Genomic DNA, 20883 nt, shown 5'->3' with positions numbered 1-20883 from the left:
AAACCATGAGTTTTCTCAGCCCACACCAGACAAGATTTTTATATATTATGGGATACACATTTATCTCTTGAGCTAAACAGCAATGAGCAAGCGCAGCGTCGCCATCGGCTTTCTCGGCACCACCCTGGATCGCAACGGCAAAGGCGCGGCGCGCTGGCAGCGCTGGCGGCCGACCATCAGCCTGTGCCAGCAGGCACAAACCCCCATCGACCGCCTGGAGCTGATCCACGGCACCAGCGCTCGCGACCTGGGCCTGGCCGAGCGCATTCGCGAAGATATCCAGAGCATCTCGCCGCACACCGAGGTGCGTTTGCAGCCGATGGTTCTGCGTAACCCTTGGGACTTCGAGGAGGTCTATGGCGCGCTGCACGACTTTGCCAGCGCCTACCCCTTCGATACCGAGCACGAGGACTACCTGGTGCATATCACCACCGGTACCCACGTGGCGCAGATCTGCTGGTTCCTGCTGACCGAGGCGCGCTACCTGCCGGCGCGGCTGATCCAGACCTCGCCAGCGCGCGGCAAGGAAGACATCGCCGACCCGGCCGGCACCAGCACGCTGATTGACCTCGACCTGTCGCGCTATGACCACATCGCATCGCGCTTTCAGCGCGAACAGGCCGACAGCCTGAATTTTCTCAAGGCCGGCATCGCTACCCGCAACGCCGCCTTCAACCGCTCCATCGAGCAGATCGAGCGGGTGGCGCTGCGCTCACGGGCACCGATGCTGCTGGTCGGCCCGACCGGCGCTGGCAAGTCGTTCCTGGCTCGGCGCATCTATGAGCTCAAGCGCGGCCGCCATCAGCTGGAGGGACGCTTCGTTGAAGTGAACTGCGCCACCCTGCGCGGCGACGGCGCCATGTCGACACTGTTTGGCCATAGCAAAGGCGCCTTCACCGGCGCCCAGAACGCCCGCGAAGGTCTACTGCGCGCCGCCGATGGCGGCATGTTGTTCCTTGATGAGATCGGCGAGCTGGGCGCTGATGAACAAGCCATGCTGCTCAAGGCCATCGAAGAAAAACGCTTCTTCCCGCTGGGCTCGGACCGTGAGGTAGAGAGCGACTTCCAGCTGATCGCCGGCACCCACCGCGACCTGCGCAGCCGGGTCGCCGAAGGGCTGTTTCGCGAAGACCTGTACGCGCGCATCAACCTCTGGACCTTCGCCCTGCCAGGCCTGGCAGGGCGCCGCGAAGACATCGAGCCGAACATCGATTTCGAACTGCAGCGCCATGCCCGCGAACAGAACCGCCAGGTGCGCTTCAACCTCGAAGCCAAGCGCCGCTACCTGGCCTTTGCCAACTCGCCGCAAGCGCGCTGGACCGGTAACTTTCGCGAGCTGTCGGCGTCGATCACGCGCATGGCCACCCTCGCCGACAGCGGCCGTATCGACGAGCCGCTGGTACTGGAAGAAATCGAGCGCCTGCAACACGCCTGGGGCCTGGAGCAAGGTGCCGACCCACTCGACGCCTTGCTCGGCGACCAGGCCCTTGACCAGTTCGACCGTCTGCAACTGCAGGCGGTACTCAAGGTGTGCGGCAACGCCCGCACACTGTCCGAGGCCGGGCGCCAGTTGTTCGATGTCTCGCGCCTGGAAAAAGAAAAGCCCAATGACGCCGACCGTTTGCGCAAATACCTGGCACGCTTTGGCCTGGACTGGAATCAACTCAAGGGCTGAACAGGGTGCTAGAATCCGCGCCCTCTTCGGCCGCACCTGGCCGAGCACTACCGAAAAAGGACTCTCGGCCATGTCATTGCTGACAGCGACCCGCCTGCACCTCTGCTCCTTCGGCCTGCTGGCCGGCCTCAGCCTCACCGCAACCACTGCTTTCGCCGACGAGGCCACCGACCAGGCCCTGCACAAAGGCCGCTGGCAAGGCATGGCCGCCATGGCCAACCTGTACCTCAACAACGCCACCCCGGCCGAGTTCATGGATGCCGGTGACAAAGAGAAGAGCGAGCACGACAACTATGCCGGCGCCCTGGCCTTCTACCTGACCGCCGCCCGCCTCGACCCGAAGAACGCCTTCGCCGCGTACCAGGCCGCTGCCGCGCTGTCGTCCATGGACAGCCCGGAACTGGCCGCGCAATACCTCGACGAGGCCCGCGAGCGCGGCTTCTGGCAAGCGGTGATCCTCAAGGAAGACGACGAACTGGAGCCGATGAAAAACGACCCGGCCTACCAGAAGCTGCTGCAAGCGGCCGAGAAGAACTACCCGACCCAGGCCAAGGACGCCGGCCTCGCCGCCTTCAGCATCCCTGAAGGCAAGGCCCCGGCTGGCGGCTGGCCGGTGGTGGTGTGGCTGGCAGGCTTTGGCACCGAAGGCGTCAAGGGCACCAACATGCGCGCCGACCTGGTCGGCGACAAGGCCGTGCTGGTGGCCCTGAACGGTACCCTCAAGCGCGACGAGCATCAGTTCATGTGGCAGCAACAGTCGGTCGAGCCGACCGAACAAGCGGTGGCCGCAGCGCTGAAGAAGCTGGAAAAAGACACCCGCATCGACCGCTCGAAAGTCGCCCTGATCGGCTTCTCCCAGGGTGCTGAACACGCCGCCCACCTGATCGCCCAGTACCCGCAGAACTACAGCGGTGCGGTGCTGCTGTCGCCGGGCGGCTTCAAGATCCCGTTCACCGTGCAGAAGGCCAAGGACAAGCGCCTGGTCGTGGTCCACGGCGCTCAGGAGCATGAAAGCAACCTGCAACTGACCGCCACCACCGAAAAAGCTTTCGCCAGCAACAACAAGGTGCAGAGCCACGAACACCCTGAAGGCCACACCTTCCAGGACGACTGGCGCAAGGCCTACCCAGGCTACCTGGACTACGCCCTGGGCCTTTGAGTGCGCGCCAGGCAGCCCCGGAAAGCACCTGAGAAATAATCTGTTCGAGAAAATTTACAGCCCTGCAGACAGCTACTAAGGTGAATGCAGAGGAATGAACCGCGACTGATTCAAGGCAGTCGCATCGTGCTGAGCGGGGGCGGTTGCACGCCCCCGGGTTTGCCTCTGTTAAGGGGCGGGAAGACGACTTCATGGGGCGCCGCAAGCCAACCCTGAGTCGTCCCCGCCTCTACTTTTTTCTGCCCTACTTCAAGCCCAGCTGGTTGCGCAAAAACTCGTGCAGGCCGGCCGCGCTTTTCTTGTAGCCATCAGCCGTCAGGTGCACCAGATCACCACGGGCCAGGCCCGACGCCTGCCAGCCGACAATCGAGCACTGCCCGCCCATGTACGCCTGCCAGTCCCAGAACAGCGCATTGGCCTGCTTGGCCGCCTGGCGCTGGATGCGGATCACCTGGGCCAGTTGCTGCGGCTGGCGCGCACTGCAGCTACGAGCCTTGCGCTGCTTGATCGAGTCCGGCGGGCCGACCAGCAATATCACCGCGCGCGGCAGATCCTGGCGCAGGCGCTTGAGGGTGTTGCGCAGTTGCGTCTGGTACAGGCCAAGATCGAGGGTGTCATCGAAGGCTTCGTTGGTGCCGTAGGCGAGAATCACCAGGTCCGGGCGCAGGGTCTTGAGGTTGTCCTGCCAGCCGGCCTGCCATTTGTCCTGCACTTCCAGGCGCGCGCCATTGATGCCCAGCGCCGAGTAGATCACCCCGGCATTCTTCTGGCCCTGGATATACCAGCCACCCAGCAGCGTGCCCGGGCGATTGCTGACGCTCAGGTCCAGCGGCAGAGCCAGGTTGCTGACTTGCGGGCCGAAGCGCCACTGCCCGCCGGTGGCCGCCAGCAGGCGCTGGTTGCGCCCACGGCCATCGCGCAGCACCAGGGTGCTGTTTTCCCGCGCCTGGTACAGCGCCTGCACCCGATAGCGTTGCGCCGTAGGCTCGCGGGCTTCGATGCGCACGCTGGGGTTGGCCGCCATCGGCACCGACAGGTAACCGCCAAGCGGGAATTGCGTGCTCTGCTGGTTGCGCGCCGACACCAGCTCCCACTGGCGCTTGGCGGTTTTCAGGATCACCTGGTCGTAGCGGGTGCCGGGCACCGGCGTGGCGGCAATCAGGCCGATACCGCCATCGCCATAACGCGCCTGCAGCAGGCGGCGCATCTCGCCGCTGAACAGGTCGGCAGCGGTGTGCGAATCGCCGAACTGGATGATGTTGACCGGCGCGCGGTTGGCGTTCTTGAACTTGCCCGCCAGTACCGCCAGGTTGCCATCGACGCGGCTGGCCGGGGCCTTGGCCGCCGTATTGGCAGGCTTGGCCGAGGTGTTGACCGCCGCTACCGGGCTACAGCCCGGCAACGCGCAGATCAGCAGGGCCAACCCCAGAATGTTGTGCAGTCGAGGCATCAGTGTCCCGTTACAGTGAGGCCGGGAAAGGCGATCAACGAGAGAATCCGTTCCGAGATCAGCTTCTGTCCGGTGGTAGTGAAATGGATGCCGTCATCGACCCGGGTCTTGATCCGTTTGCCCTGAGCGTTCTGCAAGGTATAGGAGAAACTGTCGTCGTTGTAACCCAGGACCGGGTTGGCCGAGAGGTAATGCTGCTGATACAGGCCGGTCTGTTGCTCGTACAGCCCGCTCAGGTAAGCCATGGCCGTAGACAGCTTGGGCTTTTGCATGTTTGGCGGCCCAACCCAGATCACCTGCACATTGTGCTCACGGGCCTGGTCGAGGATCGAGTCGATACGCTGGCGATAGGTGACTTCCCACTCCGGCGACTTGAAGCGCAAAAACGGCTTGCCCTTGCCCTGGGGCATGTCCCAGGGGTCGTTGGGGCCGAGGAAGATCACCATCAGGCGGATGTTCGGCTCGCTTTCCAGGGTCTTGGCCACGGTCTGCGGCCAGTTGAAGAAACCGGGATAAGCAAGGCCGGTGCTCTGCTTGCTGAGGTTGACGCTCTTGATCTGGTAACGCTTGCGCAGGCTGTTGGCCAGGTGTGGAGCGACGCCCTGCATCAGTGAGTCGCCGACCAGGAAGACTTCGTCACCCGCCGCCAGGGACACCACGGTGCCGGCTTGCAAAGGTGCCTGGGCAACTTGCGCTGCGGGTTGCGGCACTGGCGTAGCCACTGTTGCCGGCACAGGCGCAGCCGTTGTCGCAACCTTGACTGGCACCGGGTGAGCCGCAACCGGCGGCTTGTCCAGGTGCACCGGGACCACAGGAATCGGCGCTGGCAGCTCCACGGTGTCGCTGCTCTCAACCTTGGCCACCAGCACCTGCTCGCTACGTTTTTCCAGGCTGTCGATGAAGCTGTCGCGCGCATCGCCCAGGGCATGGGTCAGGTTACCGCCCATGCGCCAGGCCGGGCTCTGGCCAAGTACTGGCAGCTCGCAGCTCTGGTGATACTTCTGCTGGCAATACAGGCTGATCGAATCCTGGTTCAGCCAGAACAGCAACAGCGTGGTGATGACAACGGCGTAGAAGGCCTTGGCCGCGCCCAGTTGCGACGACAGCAAACGACCGGCATTAGAAGCTTGCATAGATGAACCCCGGCACGCCCGATTGCGAAGCAAAAATGACCAAGGAAATGAACAACCCCAGCGGTATTGGATACAGCTGCCAGGGCAAGCGCGTGGTGGTAGCAAAGAACTGGCGCAGCAGCACCAGCAACTGCGGGTAGACGGCGACATACAACACGCTCGCCAGCAACAGCAGGCCGGTACTGGAGAACAATCCATCCAGGCTCAAGCCACCGATACCGGCGAGCATGTCCATGGCTTCATCAAGGCTGGCGCTACGGAAGAAGATCCAGGCGAAGGCCACGTAGTGGAAGGTCAGCAGGCGCGCCGCCAGGCCGGCGCCCGGCCAGCGCATCGGCTGCGGCAGGATGTAGGTCGAAGCCTTGTACAGCGCCAGGCCGATGCCGTGCAGCGCCCCCCAGATGATGAAGTTGATGCTCGCCCCGTGCCACAGGCCGGAGATCAGCATCGCCAGCAGCATGTTCAGGTTGCCGCGCCACACCCCCTGGCGGTTGCCGCCCAGCGGAATGTAGACATAGTCGCGAATGAACAGCGACAGGCTGATGTGCCAGCGGCCCCAGAACTCCTTGAGGTTGTGCGCGGCATAAGGCGCATTGAAGTTGTCGGGCAGGCGAAAGCCCAGCAGCAAGGCAATGCCGGTGACCAGGTTGGTGTAACCGCTGAAGTTGAAATAAATCAGAAAGCTGTAGCCATACACGCTCAGCAGTATCTGCTCGGGCGAATAGCTGCCCGGCGTCTCGAACACCGGGTCAACCCACTCACTGGCCAGCCAGGCACTGCAGAAGAACAGCTTGACCACCGCCAGGGCAATCAACCCCAGGGCCCGTTGCGGCTCCAGCACTTCACGGATAGTACTCGTGCGAATCTGCGGCAGCATATGGCTGGCGCGGTTGACCGGGCCGGCGATCAGGCTGGGGAAGAACGCCAGGTACAGGGCCAGGTCGAACGGCGAAGCCGAGGGCATCTCGCGGCGGTTGATCGACACCAGGTAGCTGACCGAGTGAAAGGCGTAGAACGACAGGCCGATCGGCACCAGAACTTCCAGCACCGGCAGCGACACGTCCAGCCCGGCACTGGCCAAGGCGCCCTGCACGCCGCCGACAAAGAACTCCTGGTACTTGAACAGGTAGAAACAGCCCAGCACCAGCAGCAACACCAACAAATAGCTGAAGCGCCGCCCGGGATAACGCTCACCGACCAGGCCGAGCAGATACACCAGGGCGCTGTAGCCCAGCAGGATGTACAGGGAGTTGAAGCTGAAACTGGCCACTAGGCCGTAACTGGCGGCCAGCAGCAGGACGTTCTGCAAGCGAACGCTCCAGCACAGGCTCCAGTAAACGATGAAAAACAGTGTGAAGCAGAGGCCGAACTCGATCGAAAGGAAGCTCACAACGTAGTCCATTACGTGACAACAGAAATAGGAGGCGTTACCGCCGCAGAGCCGCGGGGCAAAGCGGGCGCGATTATGGCAGAGAGCCACAAGCCCTCACAATGCGAGCCCTGTAGAAAAATCAAGACTTCACCGTCGGCCTTTGTGCAACAGAATGCGACGAAAGATCGACCCTATCGATTTGCTCCCCCCGCCCCGCTCTGCTAGTGTCGCGCCGTTTATACTGCCACCGAGACAGCCGCCATGGCCCGAAAAAAAGCCTCCATTGATTTCGAGCAATCCCTCGCCGACCTGCAGGTCCTGGTCGAGCGCCTGGAGAACGGCGAGCTGTCGCTGGAAGACTCGCTGACCGCCTTCGAGCAAGGCATCAGCCTGACCCGCGACTGCCAGAGCGCGCTGGCCCAGGCCGAACAGAAGGTCCAGGTACTGCTCGAGCGCGATGGCGAACTGGCGGCCGAGCCTTTCGATGCGGAACAGCCGGAATGATCGCCGCCTACCAGGCCAGTTGCCAGGCGCGGGTCGACGCCGCCCTCGAACACCTGTTCATCGCCCCCTCGGTTGAGCTCAGCCGCCTCTATGAGGCCATGCGCTACAGCGTCATGAATGGCGGCAAACGGGTACGCCCGCTGCTCGCTTATGCCGCCTGCCAGGCCCTCGGTGCTGCACCGGAGCAGGCCAACGGCGCGGCCTGCGCAGTCGAGCTGATTCACGCCTACTCGCTGGTGCACGACGACCTGCCGGCGATGGACGATGACGACCTGCGCCGCGGCCAGCCGACCACTCACAAGGCTTTCGATGAAGCCTGCGCGATCCTCGCTGGCGACGGTTTGCAGAGCCTGGCCTTCAGCGCCCTGCTCGACCCGCAATTGAGCCCGCAGCAAGACAGCATCCGCCTGGCCATGGTCCAGACCCTGGCGCTGGCTGCAGGGCCTGCCGGCATGGTCGGCGGCCAGGCCATCGACCTGGGCTCGGTGGGCCTCAAGCTCGACCAGACGGCGCTGGAGTTCATGCACCGGCACAAGACCGGCGCGCTGATCGAAGCCAGCGTCAGGCTCGGCGCCCTGGCCAGCGCCCGCGCCGACCAGACCCAGCTCAAGGCCCTGCAAACCTATGCACAGGCCATCGGCCTGGCCTTCCAGGTTCAGGACGATATCCTCGACGTCGAGAGCGACACCGCCACCCTGGGCAAGCGCCAGGGCGCCGACATCGCCCGCGACAAGCCGACCTATCCGGCCCTGCTCGGCCTCGAGGCAGCCAAGGCCTACGCCCTGGAACTGCGCGACCAGGCCCTGCATGCCCTGCGTCCGTTTGACGCGGCAGCCGAGCCGCTGCGCGAACTTGCGCGGTACATCGTCGAGCGCCGTAACTAAGCAGCGCGGGTATCGCGGGGCAAGCCCGCTCCCACAGCGATCACTGTAGGAGCGGGCTTGCCCCGCGATTAGCTCAAATGGGCAGCCAACACCGCAATAAGGTAAACTGCCGCCACTTCATATCTATAACGATTCGCCTGATGCCCACGACGTTTCAAGAGATCCCCCGCGAACGCCCGGTCACGCCGCTGCTTGACCGTGCCGATACGCCTGCCGGCCTGCGCCGCCTGGCTGAAGCCGACCTGGAGAACCTGGCCGACGAGTTGCGCCAGGAATTGCTCTATACCGTTGGTCAGACCGGCGGGCATTTCGGTGCCGGCCTGGGCGTCATCGAGCTGACGATCGCCCTGCACTACGTCTTCGACACCCCGGACGACCGTCTGGTGTGGGACGTCGGTCATCAGGCCTATCCGCACAAGATCCTCACCGGTCGCCGCCAGCGCATGCACACCCTGCGCCAGAAGGACGGCCTGGCCGCCTTCCCGCGCCGCGCCGAGAGCGAGTACGACACCTTTGGCGTCGGTCACTCCAGCACCTCGATCAGTGCGGCCCTGGGCATGGCCATCGCCGCCCGTCTGCAGAACGATCCGCGCAAGTCGATTGCCGTGATCGGTGACGGCGCGCTGACTGCCGGCATGGCCTTCGAGGCGTTGAACCACGCCCAGGAAGTCGACGCCGACATGCTGGTGATCCTCAACGACAACGACATGTCGATTTCGCGCAATGTCGGTGGCCTGTCCAACTACCTGGCCAAGATTCTTTCCAGCCGCACCTACTCGAGCATGCGCGAGGGCAGCAAGAAGGTCCTCTCGCGCCTGCCCGGCGCCTGGGAAATCGCCCGCCGCACCGAAGAGTACGCCAAGGGCATGCTGGTACCCGGCACCCTGTTCGAAGAGCTGGGCTGGAACTACATCGGCCCGATCGATGGCCACGACCTGCCGACCCTGGTCACCACCCTGCGCAACATGCGTGACCTCAAGGGCCCGCAGTTCCTGCACGTGGTCACCAAAAAGGGCAAGGGTTTCGCCCCGGCCGAAGTCGACCCGATCGGCTACCACGCGATCACCAAGCTTGAGCCTGTGGACAAACCCGCCGCCGCGCCGAAACAGGCTGCCGGGCCGAAGTACTCCGCGGTGTTCGGCCAATGGCTGTGTGACATGGCAGCTGCCGACCAGCGCCTGGTCGGCATTACCCCGGCCATGAAGGAAGGCTCCGACCTGGTGGCCTTCAGCGAGCGCTATCCGGATCGCTACTTCGACGTCGCGATTGCCGAGCAGCACGCGGTCACCCTGGCCGCGGGCATGGCCTGCGAAGGCGCCAAGCCGGTGGTGGCGATCTATTCGACCTTCCTCCAGCGCGCCTACGACCAGCTGATCCATGATGTCGCGGTGCAGAATCTCGACGTGCTGTTCGCCATCGACCGCGCCGGCCTGGTCGGCGAAGACGGCCCGACCCACGCGGGCAGCTTCGACCTGTCGTTCCTGCGCTGCATCCCCGGCATGCTGGTGATGACCCCGAGCGACGAGAACGAACTGCGCAAGATGCTCAGCACCGGCCACCTGTACAACGGCCCGGCCGCCGTGCGCTATCCACGTGGCAGCGGCCCGAACGCAACCATCGAGAACAACCTTGAGCCACTGGAAATCGGCAAGGGCATCGTCCGCCGCCAGGGCAGCAAGGTCGCCTTGCTGGTATTCGGCGTGCAGCTGAGCGAAGCCCTCAAGGTTGCCGAGCAGATCGATGCCACCGTGGTCGACATGCGTTTCGTCAAACCGCTGGATGAAGCTCTGGTGCGCGAGATTGCCGGTAGCCACGAACTGCTGGTGACCATCGAAGAAAACGCCATCATGGGCGGCGCCGGTGCGGCAGTGAGCGAGTTCCTTGCCCGCGAAGCGGTGCTCAAGCCAGTGCTGCACCTGGGCCTGCCGGATGTGTATGTCGAGCATGCCAAGCCTGCGCAGATGCTCGCCGAGTGCGGCCTGGATGCCGCCGGCATCGAGGCTTCGGTGCGTCAGCGGATGCAACTGCTCGGTCTTTGAGACCGCATCGCGGGTCAAGCCCGCTCCTACAGGTTTTGTGGGAGCGGGCTTGACCCGCGATAGCAATGGAACTGCCCATGAAACCCCTGCGCCTTGCCCCCCTCCTGCTATTGCCAACCACCCTGCTGGCCGACCCGATCGACCGCGAAAGCGCCCTGAAGCTGCCCAACACGCTGATCAGCGCCAACCGCCAAGTCGAAGACCGCACGCAAACCAGCGCCGCCAATACGGTGTTCACCCGCGACGACATCGACCGCCTGCAGCCTTCCAGTGTTACTGATCTGCTGACTCGGGTGCCGGGGGTTCAGGTGGCACTTACAGGCGGACGCGGCAGCGTTCCGGGCATTTACATCCGTGGCAGCAAGACAGCACAAAGCCTGGTACTGGTGGACGGTGTGCGCATTGCCAATGCCACCTCCGGTGACAGTGGCTTGCAGTTTCTCAGTATTGACCAGATCGAACGTGTCGAGGTACTGCGCGGTTCACGCTCGGCGGTCTATGGCAGCGACGCCATTGGTGGCGTCATTCAGATCTTCACTCGCCGCAGTGCACAACAGGGCCTGCAACCACGCCTGCGCCTGGCCGCCGGCAGTGAACAGACCTGGCAGCGCAGCCTCGGTGTTTCAGGCGGTGATCAGAATACCCGCTTCAATCTTGGCGCCAGCCTCGATGAAAGCGCCGGTATCAATTGGACCCACACCTCCTACCCCAGCGATGGCGACCACGACGCCTACCGTAACAAGTCGTTCAACCTGAGCCTGAGCCATAGTTTCAACGACAACATCGAGGCCGGTCTGAACCTGCTCGACAGCCATGGCCGCAGCGAGTACGACAACCCGTACGGGCGCTTCGACATGGACACTTTCCAGAGCTTCGGCCAGGCCCCTTACACCGATTTCAACGTCAGCAGCCTAGGGACGTATTTAGGCGCCCAGCTCAATGATCGCTGGTACTCGCGCCTGGAACTCGGCCATAGCGAAAACCGCGACAAGAAACGAGACAAACTCAGCGCAGACGCCAGCGAGTTCAATACCTATCGCGACTCCGCCAGCTGGCAGAACGACCTGGCTTTCGATGACCAGAACAGCGTGATGCTGGGCGCCGACTGGTACCAGGACCGCGTACATGGCAGTACCAACTTCGACGAAGATAGCCGCTGGAATCGCGCAGCCTTCGTTCAGCACCGCTTCAAAGGCCAATGGTTCGCCACCGAAATCGGCTTGCGCCGCGATCAGAACCAGCAATTCGGCGGGAATAATACCTGGAGTGGCAGCCTGACCTTGCCGGTCAACGCCAACAATGACCTGCTGCTCTCCTACAGCGAAGGCTTTCGTGCACCCACGTTCAATGACCTGTACTACCCCCAGTACAGCAACCCGAACCTAAAGCCTGAGCGCTCGAAAAGCTACGAATTACAATGGCGCAGCCAGCTGAGTAAAGACAGCCGACTGGAAACGTCGATTTATCGTACAGAGCTGCGCGATGCGATCATTTTCGGTGAAGGTTCGATCCCAAGAAACGTCGCCTCCGCGCGAGTGACCGGCTTCGAGGCTGCACTGCATCAGCAATGGTTTGGCTGGCAAAGCAATCTGGGCCTGGCGTTGATCGACCCCCGTGACCGCGACAGCGGTCACACCCTGGCACGACGAGCCCGCAGAACACTGAGTCTGGACCTTGACCGGCAATTCGATAAATGGGGCGTGGGCGCCAGCTGGCAAGCAGTGAGCAGCAGTTACGACGATGAAGCCAACAGCAGCAAGCTCGGCGGCTACGGCCTGCTCGGACTGCGTGGCAGTTGGGCGTTAAACCGCGAGATCAAGCTGGACTTCAAGCTGGATAACCTCTTCGACAAGGCCTACTCACGCGCCCTGTACAACTACGAGGGTGCAAGCTACGGCTACCGCGAAGAAGGCCGCACCTGGCTATTGGGCGTCACCTGGACACCGGCGCTTTAGCCTGCAGCAGTTCGCACAGCTTGGCCGTCGCTTCGATCATCTGCCCGCTGGGGCGCTCCAGGCCTTTGTCCGGCACCTGCAGCAACAGGCCATCACGCACGGCAGCGACGTGCGGCCAGGCCTTCCAGGCCTCGAGCTGGAGCTGATCGGGGGCAAGGATCACCTGCGGGTTGCGCGCCAGCACGGTCTCCAGGTTAACCTGCGGCGCCGGCTGGGGGAGGTCGGCAAACACATTGCGCGCGCCGCAGACACTCAGCGCATCGGAGATGATCTGGTAACCGCCAACCGTGTACAGCGGCTTGTCCCAGACCTGATAGAACACTGTCAGCGCCTGCTCGCGATGGTACTGCTGGCGCAACGCGGCAAGGCGCTGGCGCAAGGCTGTGGATAACTGCCCGCCCTGCGCCTTGCGCCCGATCCGCAGGCCAATCTCGTCCACCTGCGACACCAGGTCATCCAGCTCGTGCACATCGACGCTGTATAGCGCGATACCCAGGCGTTCGAGCTGGTCGCGCTGGGCCGCCGGCACGCTGCCCGGCCAGTACAGCACCAGGTCCGGGCGCACGCTGAGCAGGCGCTCCATGTCCAGCTGGCCGTAGCGCCCCACCAGCGGTACGGCGCTTAACTGCGTCGGCCGTTCGTGCCACTCGGCCATGCCCACCAGCAGGTCGCCGGCTTGCAGCTCGAGGATGATTTCAGTGATCGAGGGCGCCAGGCTAACCACCCGCGGCGCCGCTGCCAGCGGCATGCCGAAGGCCAGCAGCAACAGCCACAGGTAGCGACGCATCAGCCGAGCTGGCGAGGAATGCGATAGAGGTAGAGCAGGACCACGCTGGAGATTGCCAGGAGGATCTGCGGCACCGCCTCAAGGCCAACGAATACCGACAACGCGGCGACCCAGGCCGGCAGGCAGGCGAACAACATGCCCAAGCGGCGGATACGTGCCAGCTCGATCCAGGCCGCAGGTTCATCGTCGCTGTTCAGGGCTTTCTGGGTGGCGATCAGCCCATGCTTGTAGGCGCCAAAGCGCGGCAGGCTGAGGAACATCGAGGCCACGCCGGCGATGAACATCGGCATGGCCAGGATCGGAATCAACGCCTGCACGCCACCGAAGGCCCAGGCAAACACCAGCAACGGCGCCAGCGCCACCGCCAGGTACTGCCACCAGGCCAGCTCCAGGCGACGGCGAACCTGGGCGCGGGTCACGCCCGACCGGCCTCGCCCTGGTGCTCGTTGCCCATCATGTGGCCGAGCTTGCCGGCTTTGGTCGCCAGGTAGTGTTTGTTATGCGGGTTGTGGCCGGTGTGCAGCGGCACCCGCTCGGCAACCGGAATGCCCATGCCGGTCAGTGCCTTGACCTTGCGCGGATTGTTGGTCATCAGCCGCAGCGACTTGACACCCAGGTGCTCGAGCATCGGCTGGCACATGCCGTAGTCACGCTGGTCGGCGGCAAAGCCCAGGCGCTCGTTGGCTTCGACGGTGTCGGCGCCGCCATCTTGCAGCTCGTAGGCGCGGATCTTGTTCAACAGGCCAATGCCACGGCCTTCCTGACGCAGGTACAGCAGCACGCCGCGGCCTTCGCGGGCGATCGCCTGCAGGGCCGCTTCGAGTTGCGAACCGCAGTCGCAGCGCTGGCTGAACAAGGCGTCGCCGGTCAGGCATTCGGAATGCAGGCGCCCCAGCACCGGCTGCCCATCGGCCACATCACCCAGGCTGAGCACGACGTGCTCGCGGCCGGTGGCTTCATCGAGAAAACCATGCATGGTGAAGGTCGCAAACGGGGTAGGCAGCTTGGAAGCGGCAACAAAAACGACGGGCACGTTGTGCTCCTGATCAGTAACTTGAAAATTGACGTGGGCCGATTGTATCAGCAGCGTGGCGCCGCTGCTTAGGCTGAATTATTGGGCAAACAGATCGACAAGTTCGATATCAGCTACGGCCGCTTGCCCTCGCCGTCGAACGGATAGGGCTGCTTCCAGTGCTCGAAGATCGCCCGCAACTCGCCACTGGCCACCAGCTTGTCCATGCGCTGGTCGAACAGCGCGCGCAACGCCTTGCCCTCGGCGGTGCGGCCAAAGGCCAGGTACAGCGGCAGCTCCGCCAGGTGGCTGCGGCGAAACAGCTTGGGATCGGGGGCCTGGCCGAGCACATAGTCGACTTCGGTCAGGGCATCGATGTAGTAGTCGACGCGATCATGTTCAAGCATCGGCAAGATCCCCTCGCGGCGCTGGATTTCGCGAAAGTGTCCGACATTGGGCAGATAGCTCTTGTAGTCGTAGCCGCGCACCCAGGCCAGGCGATACTGGCCGAGGGTCTGCTGGGTCGGCACAGGGCTGGTGGCCAGGCCCAGGGCATAGATATGGTCCATATCGAAATGCCAGCGCGGATAGAGGTTGTCGGCGTTCTCTTCGTGATAGGAACCGACCCAGGCATCGGCCTCACCGCGTTTGACCAGGCCTACCGCGCGGCTGTACGGCGCACTCTGGGTGCGAACCTTGACGCCGGCCGGCTCGAACACCTTGCGCAGCACGTCCCAGGCCAGGCCGCTGCCGTCGGCGTTGGTGTAGTCGAGCCACTCTTCACTGACCAGACGAACCTGGCCAGGTGTCGCCGACGGCGCGTCCGCCGCCTTGACCACACCTGCCGCCAGGACCAGCAACACCAGCAACAGCCGCCATCCCGTCATCGCCCCGCTCCTTAGGTGAAACTCCATACCAGAACCTGCATGCCCAGCCAGGCAAACACCCCGGCCAAAACATCGTCGAGCATGATCCCGACCCCGCCATGCACATGACGATCAATCCAGCGGATCGGCCAGGGCTTGAGGATGTCGAAGAAACGGAACATCAAAAAGCCCGCCAGCAGCCACATCCAGCCCTCCGGCACTAGCCACAGGGTTATCCACATGCCGACCATTTCGTCCCAGACGATGCCCTCATGGTCGTGGACCTTGAGGTCATCCGCGACCTTGCCGCACAGCCAGAAGCCGAACAGCATGGTCAACCCGAGCATCAGCCAGTAGCCCCAATCGGGCAGCATCTGCCACAACGGGATAAACGGTAGAGCCACCAGCGAGCCCCAGGTTCCCGGCGCCTTGGGCAGGGTTCCGGAGCCAAAGCCGAATGCCAGGAAATGCCAGGGATTGCGCCAGACCGACGGCGGAACGAACTCCGCAGGCACCTGTTTGGGGTGATCGGTCACGGTGTCTCCTTAAAATGTTGATAGCCCCGGGTGTGTGGGGTGATGTCCTGGCCACTGCCATCAAGCAGGCGCACGCCGCTGCCGGCACTCACCCGCCCGACCACATGGACCGGCCAGCCGGCCGCCAGCAACGGTGCAAGCTCAGCTTCGGGCAAGGTGAAGGCCAGGACGTAATCGTCGCCGCCGGCCAATGCCGCCTGTTGCGCGCCTGCGCGACCGAAAAAGGCCAGCAGCGCCGCCGACAACGGTAGCCGCTCCAGCTCGACCTGCAATGCCACCTGCGACGCCTTGGCGATATGTCCGCAATCGGCGAGCAGGCCGTCGGAGATATCCAGCGCCGAGGTTGCCTTGCCGCGCAGCACCTGGCCCAGCGCCAGTTGCGGTTGCGGCGACCAGTAATGGGCCAGCAGCGGTTCGGCCTGGGCCGCCTCGGCCACGCGCTCGCCGAGCACCAGCGGCAAGGCGCCGGCGGCATTGCCCAGTTCGCCGCCGACGCACAGCAGGTCGCCGGCGCGGGCACCGCTGCGGGTCAGGGCCTGGCCGCCGGGTACGCGGCCGAACACGGTCATGGTCAGGCTCAGCGGGCCACGTGTGGTGTCGCCGCCGATCAGGCTCAGCTGGCAGCTTTCGGCCATCTGGTTCAAACCGCGGGCATAAGCCTGCAGCCAGTCGGCGCGAACCTCGGGCAGGGTCAGGGCAAGGGTAAAGCCGATGGGCGTGGCGCCCATGGCAGCCAGGTCACTGGCAGCGACGGCCAGCGAACGCTGACCGAGCAGAAAAGGGTCGCAGACAGCCGGGAAATGCACCCCGGCCACCAGCGTATCGGTGGAGATCGCCAGCTGTTCGCCGGCTGGCACGCTGAGCAAGGCGCAATCATCGCCAATGCCCAGGGCCACACCTTCGCCGCCTTGCGCACAGGACGCGGCGGCGAAGTAATGACGGATCAGCTCGAACTCACCCATTGGCACAGAGCGCCGGAATCAGCGCTTGAACGCCTTGACTTCGGCTTCACGCAGGCGTGGTGCCAGCTTGTCGAGCACGCCGTTGACGAACTTGTGGCCGTCGGTCGAACCGAACACCTTGGCCAGTTCGATACCTTCGTTGATCACAACGCGGTACGGAACATCAACGCGCATCATGAACTCCCAGGTGGACAGGCGCAGCACCGCCAGTTCAACCGGATCGAGCTCTTCAATAGTCAGGTCAAGGCACGGCTTGAGTGCTTCGTCGATTTCGACTTTCTTCGCCGGAACCCCATGAAGGATTTCGCGGAAGTAGGCACCGTCGACATCGGTGAAATCGTTATCGACCCGGAACTGCGCTTCGATCTCGTTCAGCGACTGCTTGGCCATATGCCATTGGTACAGGGCCTGGGTCGCGAGCTGACGGGCTTCGCGACGCTTGGCGCTTTTCGATGGCTTGCCAGCATCCGCAGGTTTTGGATCGCGCGGGTTGAAACGATCGCTTTCGTCGCTAATCACTTGGCCTCCAACTGCGCCAGCAGGCTGACCATTTCCAGAGCGGACAGGGCAGCTTCGGCGCCCTTGTTGCCGGCCTTGGTGCCGGAACGCTCAATGGCCTGTTCGATCGAATCGACGGTCAGGACACCGAAGGAGACCGGCACGCCGAACTCCATGGACACCTGGGCCAGGCCCTTGGTGCATTCGCCCGCAACGTATTCGAAGTGCGGGGTACCGCCACGGATCACGGCGCCCAGGGCGATGATCGCGGCATATTCGCTTTGCTGGGCGACTTTCTGTGCCACCAGCGGGATTTCGAAGGCACCCGGGGCACGGATGATGGTGATGTCGCTTTCGTTCACACCGTGGCGAACCAGGGCATCAACGGCACCGCTCACCAGGCTTTCGACGACGAAGCTGTTGAAGCGGCCAACCACCAAAGCATAGCGACCTTTGGGGGCAATGAAGGTACCTTCGATGGTCTTCAGGGTCATTGCGGAGTTCTCATCTTAAAGAGCCAGGCCGCAAACGGGCGGCCTGTGGGTGTTTGGGACACGAATGGCAGCGCGAAAAACCGCCTGCTTTATTCGGAGGGCACGTATTCTACAACTTCCAGATCGAATCCGGATATCGCATTGAACTTCATTGGCGAACTCATCAGGCGCATTTTGCGCACGCCCAGGTCGCGCAGGATCTGCGAACCGGCACCGACGGTGCTGTAGGTGGTCGGGGTTTTCGCCTGGGCGCCAGCGTCGGCGCTTTCGCGAATGTGCGCCAGCAGCACGTCGCCATCGAGCGGGTGGCCGAGCAGCAGCACCACGCCGCTGCCGGCGTCTGCAACGGCGCTCATGGCCGCGCGCAGGCTCCAACGGCCCGGTTGCTTGACCATCAGCAGGTCGCGCAGCGGGTCCATGTTGTGCACCCGCACCAGGGTCGGTTCTTCGGCGCAAATGTTGCCCAGGGTCAGCGCCATGTGCACATCGCCTTCGACCGAATCACGGTAGGTGACCAGGTTGAAATGGCCCAGCTCGCTGTCCAGCGGCTGCTCGGAAACCCGCTGAACGGTACGTTCGTGGATCATCCGGTAGTGGATCAGGTCGGCAATGGTGCCGATCTTGATGTTGTGTTCGGCGGCAAAAGTCTCGAGTTCGGCGCGACGCGACATGGTGCCGTCGTCGTTCATCACCTCGCAAATCACCCCGCTCGGCTCGAAACCGGCCATGCGCGCCAGGTCGCAGGCAGCTTCGGTGTGGCCGGCACGGGCCAGGGTACCGCCAGGCTGGGCCATCAGCGGGAAAATGTGACCGGGGCTGACAATGTCTTCGGCCTTGGCATCACGGGCGGCGGCAGCCTGCACGGTGCGCGCGCGGTCGGCGGCGGAAATGCCGGTGGTGACGCCGGTGGCGGCTTCGATCGACACGGTGAACTTGGTGCCGAAACCCGAGCCATTGCGTGGCGCCATCAGCGGCAGCTTGAGCGTTTCGCAGCGCTCGCGCGACATCGGCATGCAGATCAGGCCGCGGGCGTGCTTGGCCATGAAGTTGATGTGCTCGGCCTTGCAGCACTCGGCGGCCATGATCAGGTCGCCTTCGTTCTCGCGGTCTTCGTCATCCATGAGGATGACCATTTTGCCTTGGCGGATGTCTTCGACCAGTTCTTCGATGCTGTTGAGCGCCACTCGGCACCCCCTTTCAAATCAGGATTTCAGGTAGCCGTTGGCGGCCAGGAAACTTTCGGTGATGCCGCTGCCTTTGCTTGGCTCGGCGGCCTTGTCACCCAGCAGCAGACGCTCCAGGTAACGTGCCAGCAGGTCGACCTCAAGGTTCACCCGACGACCTGGACGGTAGTCGGCCATGATGGTTTCGGCCAGGGTGTGCGGGACGATGGTCAGCTCGAACTCGGCGCCATCGACGACGTTCACCGTCAGGCTGGTGCCGTCGACGGTGATCGAGCCCTTGTGGGCAATGTACTTGGCAAGCTCCTTGGGTGCACGGATGCGGAACTGGATGGCGCGGGCGTTATCGCTGCGCGAGACCACTTCGCCGACGCCGTCGACATGGCCGCTGACCAGGTGACCGCCCAGGCGGGTGGTCGGCGTCAGGGCTTTTTCGAGGTTGACCCGGCTGCCGCTTTTGAGCTCGTTGAAGGCGGTGCAGTCGAGGGTTTCGCGGCTGACGTCGGCCCAGAAGCCATCGCCAGGCAGCTCGACCGCGGTCAGGCACACGCCGTTGACGGCGATGCTGTCGCCCAGCTTGACGTCGCCCAGGTCGAGCTTGCCGGTTTCGACATACACCCGCACGTCACCGCCTTTTGGGGTCAGGGAACGGATGCTGCCAATCGATTCGATGATGCCGGTGAACATGAAGTCCTCCTCGAGAACAGGGCTGCGCATGGCGCTAGCCGCAAATTATACGCCGGGCGCAGGCTTGGGTACTGCAGTGACTCGCCAGTCATCGCCTACTGCGCGCATTTCGGTGATCTGCAAATGGGGCGCCTGGCTCATTTTATCCAGGGGCCAGTCGAGCAACGGCCGGGCACTGGAGCCAAGGATGCGTCCGGCGACAAAAATCTGGTACTCGTCGATCAGTCCCTGCCGGGCAAAGGCGCCGACCAGGCCGGCACCGGCTTCGACCAGCACTTCGTTGACGCCACGCGCGGCCAGCTCAAGCATCAGCGCCGGCAGGTCGACGCGGCCAGCATTGCCGGGCAGGCTCAGCAGCTCAAGACCGGCCTGGGCATAACGTGCGTCGGCTTCAGCGGCGGTGACCACCAGGGCCGGGCCGGCGGTAAAGAACGGCGCATCGAGCGGCACACGCAAGCGACCATCGATCAACACCCGCAAAGGCGGACGCGCCAGGGCCAGCGCGGTGGTTGCCGGGTCCAGGCCCAGTTCTTCGGCGCGCACGGTCATCCGCGCGTTGTCGGCCAATACGCTTTCGGCGCTGGTCAGCACCACGCTGGAGCGGGCGCGCAAACGCTGCACTGCCGAGCGCGCCGCCGGGCCGGTAATCCACTGGCTCTCGCCGCTGGCCATGGCCGTGCGGCCGTCCAGGCTCATCGCCAGCTTGGCCCGGACGAACGGCAGGCCGTGTTCCATACGCTTGAGAAAGCCCGGGTTCAGGGCGCGGGCCTCGGCCTCCAACACACCGCTGGCAACCTCGATACCCGCATCGGCCAGGCGCTTGAGGCCGTTGCCGGCGACTTGCGGATTGGGGTCCTGCATGGCCGCGACCACCCGCGCCACACCAGCCTTGAGCAGCGCCTCGGCACACGGCGGCGTGCGCCCATGGTGGCTGCACGGCTCAAGGGTGACGTAGGCGCAAGCGCCGCGGGCCAGCTCGCCGGCCTGGCGCAAGGCATGCACCTCGGCATGCGGCTCGCCGGCGCGCACGTGCCAGCCTTCGCCGACCACCTGGCCGTCGCGGACGATCACGCAACCCACGCGCGGGTTCGGGTGGGTGGAGTACAAGCCCTTGCGGGCCAGCTCGATGGCCCGGGCCATGTAGTGCGCATCAAGCACCGCGCGTTCGCTGGACATGCTCACTCTTTAGCCGGCACACGGGCCAGGCGGTCGATTTCTTCACGGAACTCGTTGAGGTCCTGGAAACGCCGGTACACCGAGGCGAAGCGGATATAGGCGACTTCATCGAGCTTTTGCAGCTCGGCCATCACCAGCTCGCCGACCACCAGCGACTTGATCTCGCGCTCACCGGTAGCCCGCAGCTTGTGCTTGATATGCGCCAGCGCCGCTTCCAGGCGCTCGACGCTGACCGGGCGTTTTTCCAGGGCGCGCTGCATACCGGCACGCAGTTTTTCTTCGTCGAAAGGCTGGCGGCTGCCGTCCTGCTTGATCAGCCGGGGCAGAACCAGTTCGGCGGTTTCGAAGGTGGTGAAGCGCTCACCGCAGGCTACGCATTCGCGCCGACGGCGCACTTGCTCGCCCTCGGCAACCAGTCGCGAGTCGATGACCTTGGTGTCGTTGGCACCGCAGAAGGGACAGTGCATGGTGGCAGGCAACAAAAAAAGGGAGGGCCATGGTAGCGCATCCCAC

Annotated in this window: 21 protein-coding genes; 6 read left to right on the top strand and 15 right to left on the bottom strand. The window is 63.9% G+C overall.

Translation table 11 applies throughout. The features are described from left to right. Window positions 1-82 precede the first annotated feature (82 nt). Complete coding sequence (gene rtcR / locus ACIOVF_RS22025) at window positions 83-1675, top strand: RNA repair transcriptional activator RtcR (RefSeq protein WP_258595046.1); 1593 nt, start codon at window positions 83-85, stop codon at window positions 1673-1675. A 70-nt stretch (window positions 1676-1745) separates the two neighbouring features. Further along, window positions 1746-2834: an alpha/beta hydrolase gene (locus tag ACIOVF_RS22020; protein WP_093379076.1), complete on the top strand. Its 1089-nt coding sequence runs from the start codon at window positions 1746-1748 to the stop codon at window positions 2832-2834. Window positions 2835-3078: 244 nt separating this feature from the next. Here ACIOVF_RS22020 and ACIOVF_RS22015 read toward each other — a convergent pair whose 3' ends face one another. Genes ACIOVF_RS22015 through ACIOVF_RS22005 form a run of 3 tightly spaced genes read right to left on the bottom strand, consistent with a single transcriptional unit; the run spans window position 3079 to window position 6807 of the window. Then, complete coding sequence (locus ACIOVF_RS22015) at window positions 3079-4284, bottom strand: SGNH/GDSL hydrolase family protein (RefSeq protein WP_093379073.1); 1206 nt, start codon at window positions 4282-4284, stop codon at window positions 3079-3081. Then, window positions 4284-5417, bottom strand: coding sequence for a DUF459 domain-containing protein (locus ACIOVF_RS22010; RefSeq protein WP_401292451.1), 1134 nt, complete (start codon window positions 5415-5417; stop codon window positions 4284-4286). Before ACIOVF_RS22010 ends, ACIOVF_RS22015 begins: the two co-directional genes overlap by 1 nt. Further along, window positions 5404-6807, bottom strand: a complete 1404-nt coding sequence (locus tag ACIOVF_RS22005) for an MBOAT family protein (protein WP_045199950.1) — start codon at window positions 6805-6807, stop codon at window positions 5404-5406. The genes ACIOVF_RS22010 and ACIOVF_RS22005 overlap by 14 nt, the downstream gene beginning before the upstream one ends. Before the next feature lie 243 nt (window positions 6808-7050). On the opposite strand from ACIOVF_RS22005, the gene ACIOVF_RS22000 reads away from it, so the two are divergent. The 4 genes from ACIOVF_RS22000 to ACIOVF_RS21985 all read left to right on the top strand — a co-directional run bounded on the left by ACIOVF_RS22000 (window position 7051) and on the right by ACIOVF_RS21985 (window position 12171). Beyond that, a complete protein-coding gene (locus ACIOVF_RS22000) occupies window positions 7051-7293 on the top strand; it encodes an exodeoxyribonuclease VII small subunit (protein ID WP_045199952.1) in 243 nt (80 codons plus the stop codon). Continuing rightward, window positions 7290-8177 carry a (2E,6E)-farnesyl diphosphate synthase gene (gene ispA, locus ACIOVF_RS21995; RefSeq protein WP_045199955.1) on the top strand — a complete coding sequence of 296 codons (888 nt, stop codon included), beginning with the start codon at window positions 7290-7292 and terminating at the stop codon, window positions 8175-8177. Before ACIOVF_RS22000 ends, ispA begins: the two co-directional genes overlap by 4 nt. A 140-nt stretch (window positions 8178-8317) precedes the next feature. Further along, complete coding sequence (gene dxs, locus ACIOVF_RS21990; protein ID WP_045199956.1) at window positions 8318-10216, top strand: 1-deoxy-D-xylulose-5-phosphate synthase; 1899 nt, start codon at window positions 8318-8320, stop codon at window positions 10214-10216. A gap of 77 nt (window positions 10217-10293) precedes the next feature. Next, a complete protein-coding gene (locus tag ACIOVF_RS21985; protein WP_401292447.1) occupies window positions 10294-12171 on the top strand; it encodes a TonB-dependent receptor domain-containing protein in 1878 nt (625 codons plus the stop codon). Here ACIOVF_RS21985 and ACIOVF_RS21980 read toward each other — a convergent pair. From ACIOVF_RS21980 to nrdR, 12 genes are all read right to left on the bottom strand, one after another. After that, window positions 12149-12958, bottom strand: a complete 810-nt coding sequence (locus tag ACIOVF_RS21980; protein ID WP_401292444.1) for a cobalamin-binding protein — start codon at window positions 12956-12958, stop codon at window positions 12149-12151. The two genes, ACIOVF_RS21985 and ACIOVF_RS21980, sit on opposite strands and share 23 nt — an antisense overlap. Next, window positions 12958-13377 (bottom strand): hypothetical protein, encoded by a 420-nt coding sequence (locus tag ACIOVF_RS21975; RefSeq protein ID WP_045199962.1) that lies wholly within the window; start codon window positions 13375-13377, stop codon window positions 12958-12960. Before ACIOVF_RS21975 ends, ACIOVF_RS21980 begins: the two co-directional genes overlap by 1 nt. Beyond that, window positions 13374-13991, bottom strand: coding sequence for a GTP cyclohydrolase II (gene ribA, locus ACIOVF_RS21970; protein WP_010222848.1), 618 nt, complete (start codon window positions 13989-13991; stop codon window positions 13374-13376). Before ribA ends, ACIOVF_RS21975 begins: the two co-directional genes overlap by 4 nt. 113 nt (window positions 13992-14104) lie before the next feature. Then, complete coding sequence (locus ACIOVF_RS21965) at window positions 14105-14857, bottom strand: ABC transporter substrate-binding protein (RefSeq protein WP_045199964.1); 753 nt, start codon at window positions 14855-14857, stop codon at window positions 14105-14107. A gap of 11 nt (window positions 14858-14868) precedes the next feature. Further along, window positions 14869-15372, bottom strand: a complete 504-nt coding sequence (locus ACIOVF_RS21960; protein ID WP_045199966.1) for a phosphatidylglycerophosphatase A — start codon at window positions 15370-15372, stop codon at window positions 14869-14871. Next, window positions 15369-16334 carry a thiamine-phosphate kinase gene (thiL, locus tag ACIOVF_RS21955; protein WP_045199968.1) on the bottom strand — a complete coding sequence of 322 codons (966 nt, stop codon included), beginning with the start codon at window positions 16332-16334 and terminating at the stop codon, window positions 15369-15371. The genes ACIOVF_RS21960 and thiL overlap by 4 nt, the downstream gene beginning before the upstream one ends. Window positions 16335-16352: 18 nt before the next feature. Then, entirely contained in the window at window positions 16353-16853 is a 501-nt protein-coding gene (nusB, locus tag ACIOVF_RS21950) for a transcription antitermination factor NusB (RefSeq protein ID WP_093379052.1), read from the bottom strand. Next, on the bottom strand, window positions 16850-17326 hold the full coding sequence (gene ribE / locus ACIOVF_RS21945) for a 6,7-dimethyl-8-ribityllumazine synthase (protein WP_010222842.1): 477 nt from the start codon (window positions 17324-17326) through the stop codon (window positions 16850-16852). The genes nusB and ribE overlap by 4 nt, the downstream gene beginning before the upstream one ends. A gap of 89 nt (window positions 17327-17415) precedes the next feature. After that, the gene (ribBA, locus tag ACIOVF_RS21940; protein WP_038998529.1) at window positions 17416-18510 is read right to left on the bottom strand and encodes a bifunctional 3,4-dihydroxy-2-butanone-4-phosphate synthase/GTP cyclohydrolase II; all 1095 of its coding nucleotides are present in this window, start codon (window positions 18508-18510) and stop codon (window positions 17416-17418) included. A gap of 18 nt (window positions 18511-18528) precedes the next feature. After that, window positions 18529-19194 carry a riboflavin synthase gene (locus tag ACIOVF_RS21935; RefSeq protein WP_010222840.1) on the bottom strand — a complete coding sequence of 222 codons (666 nt, stop codon included), beginning with the start codon at window positions 19192-19194 and terminating at the stop codon, window positions 18529-18531. A 45-nt stretch (window positions 19195-19239) separates the two neighbouring features. Further along, complete coding sequence (gene ribD, locus ACIOVF_RS21930) at window positions 19240-20370, bottom strand: bifunctional diaminohydroxyphosphoribosylaminopyrimidine deaminase/5-amino-6-(5-phosphoribosylamino)uracil reductase RibD (protein WP_045199973.1); 1131 nt, start codon at window positions 20368-20370, stop codon at window positions 19240-19242. Window positions 20371-20372: 2 nt separating this feature from the next. Further along, complete coding sequence (gene nrdR, locus ACIOVF_RS21925) at window positions 20373-20837, bottom strand: transcriptional regulator NrdR (RefSeq protein ID WP_010222838.1); 465 nt, start codon at window positions 20835-20837, stop codon at window positions 20373-20375. Window positions 20838-20883 lie beyond the last annotated feature (46 nt).

The sequence above is a fragment of the Pseudomonas sp. NPDC087612 genome, assembly GCF_044743505.1.
In the GTDB taxonomy this organism is placed as follows: Bacteria; Pseudomonadota; Gammaproteobacteria; order Pseudomonadales; family Pseudomonadaceae; genus Aquipseudomonas.
The sequence above is the reverse complement of the archived record's forward strand: the minus strand, read 5'-3'. Positions and strand labels throughout refer to the sequence as shown.

Bases quoted from the DNA above. Each gene is read 5' to 3' on its own strand.
- ribE (WP_010222842.1), bottom strand. From the start codon at position 17,326: ATGACCCTGAAGACCATCGAAGGTACCTTCATTGCCCCCAAAGGTCGC.
- ACIOVF_RS22010 (WP_401292451.1), bottom strand. From the start codon at position 5,417: ATGCAAGCTTCTAATGCCGGTCGTTTGCTGTCGTCGCAACTGGGCGCG.
- ACIOVF_RS22020 (WP_093379076.1), top strand. From the start codon at position 1,746: ATGTCATTGCTGACAGCGACCCGCCTGCACCTCTGCTCCTTCGGCCTG.
- ispA (WP_045199955.1), top strand. From the start codon at position 7,290: ATGATCGCCGCCTACCAGGCCAGTTGCCAGGCGCGGGTCGACGCCGCC.
- ACIOVF_RS21985 (WP_401292447.1), top strand. From the start codon at position 10,294: ATGAAACCCCTGCGCCTTGCCCCCCTCCTGCTATTGCCAACCACCCTG.
- ACIOVF_RS21980 (WP_401292444.1), bottom strand. From the start codon at position 12,958: ATGCGTCGCTACCTGTGGCTGTTGCTGCTGGCCTTCGGCATGCCGCTG.
- nrdR (WP_010222838.1), bottom strand. From the start codon at position 20,837: ATGCACTGTCCCTTCTGCGGTGCCAACGACACCAAGGTCATCGACTCG.
- ACIOVF_RS22015 (WP_093379073.1), bottom strand. From the start codon at position 4,284: ATGCCTCGACTGCACAACATTCTGGGGTTGGCCCTGCTGATCTGCGCG.
- ribD (WP_045199973.1), bottom strand. From the start codon at position 20,370: ATGTCCAGCGAACGCGCGGTGCTTGATGCGCACTACATGGCCCGGGCC.
- dxs (WP_045199956.1), top strand. From the start codon at position 8,318: ATGCCCACGACGTTTCAAGAGATCCCCCGCGAACGCCCGGTCACGCCG.
- rtcR (WP_258595046.1), top strand. From the start codon at position 83: ATGAGCAAGCGCAGCGTCGCCATCGGCTTTCTCGGCACCACCCTGGAT.
- ACIOVF_RS21935 (WP_010222840.1), bottom strand. From the start codon at position 19,194: ATGTTCACCGGCATCATCGAATCGATTGGCAGCATCCGTTCCCTGACC.
- ACIOVF_RS22000 (WP_045199952.1), top strand. From the start codon at position 7,051: ATGGCCCGAAAAAAAGCCTCCATTGATTTCGAGCAATCCCTCGCCGAC.
- ACIOVF_RS21965 (WP_045199964.1), bottom strand. From the start codon at position 14,857: ATGACGGGATGGCGGCTGTTGCTGGTGTTGCTGGTCCTGGCGGCAGGT.
- thiL (WP_045199968.1), bottom strand. From the start codon at position 16,334: ATGGGTGAGTTCGAGCTGATCCGTCATTACTTCGCCGCCGCGTCCTGT.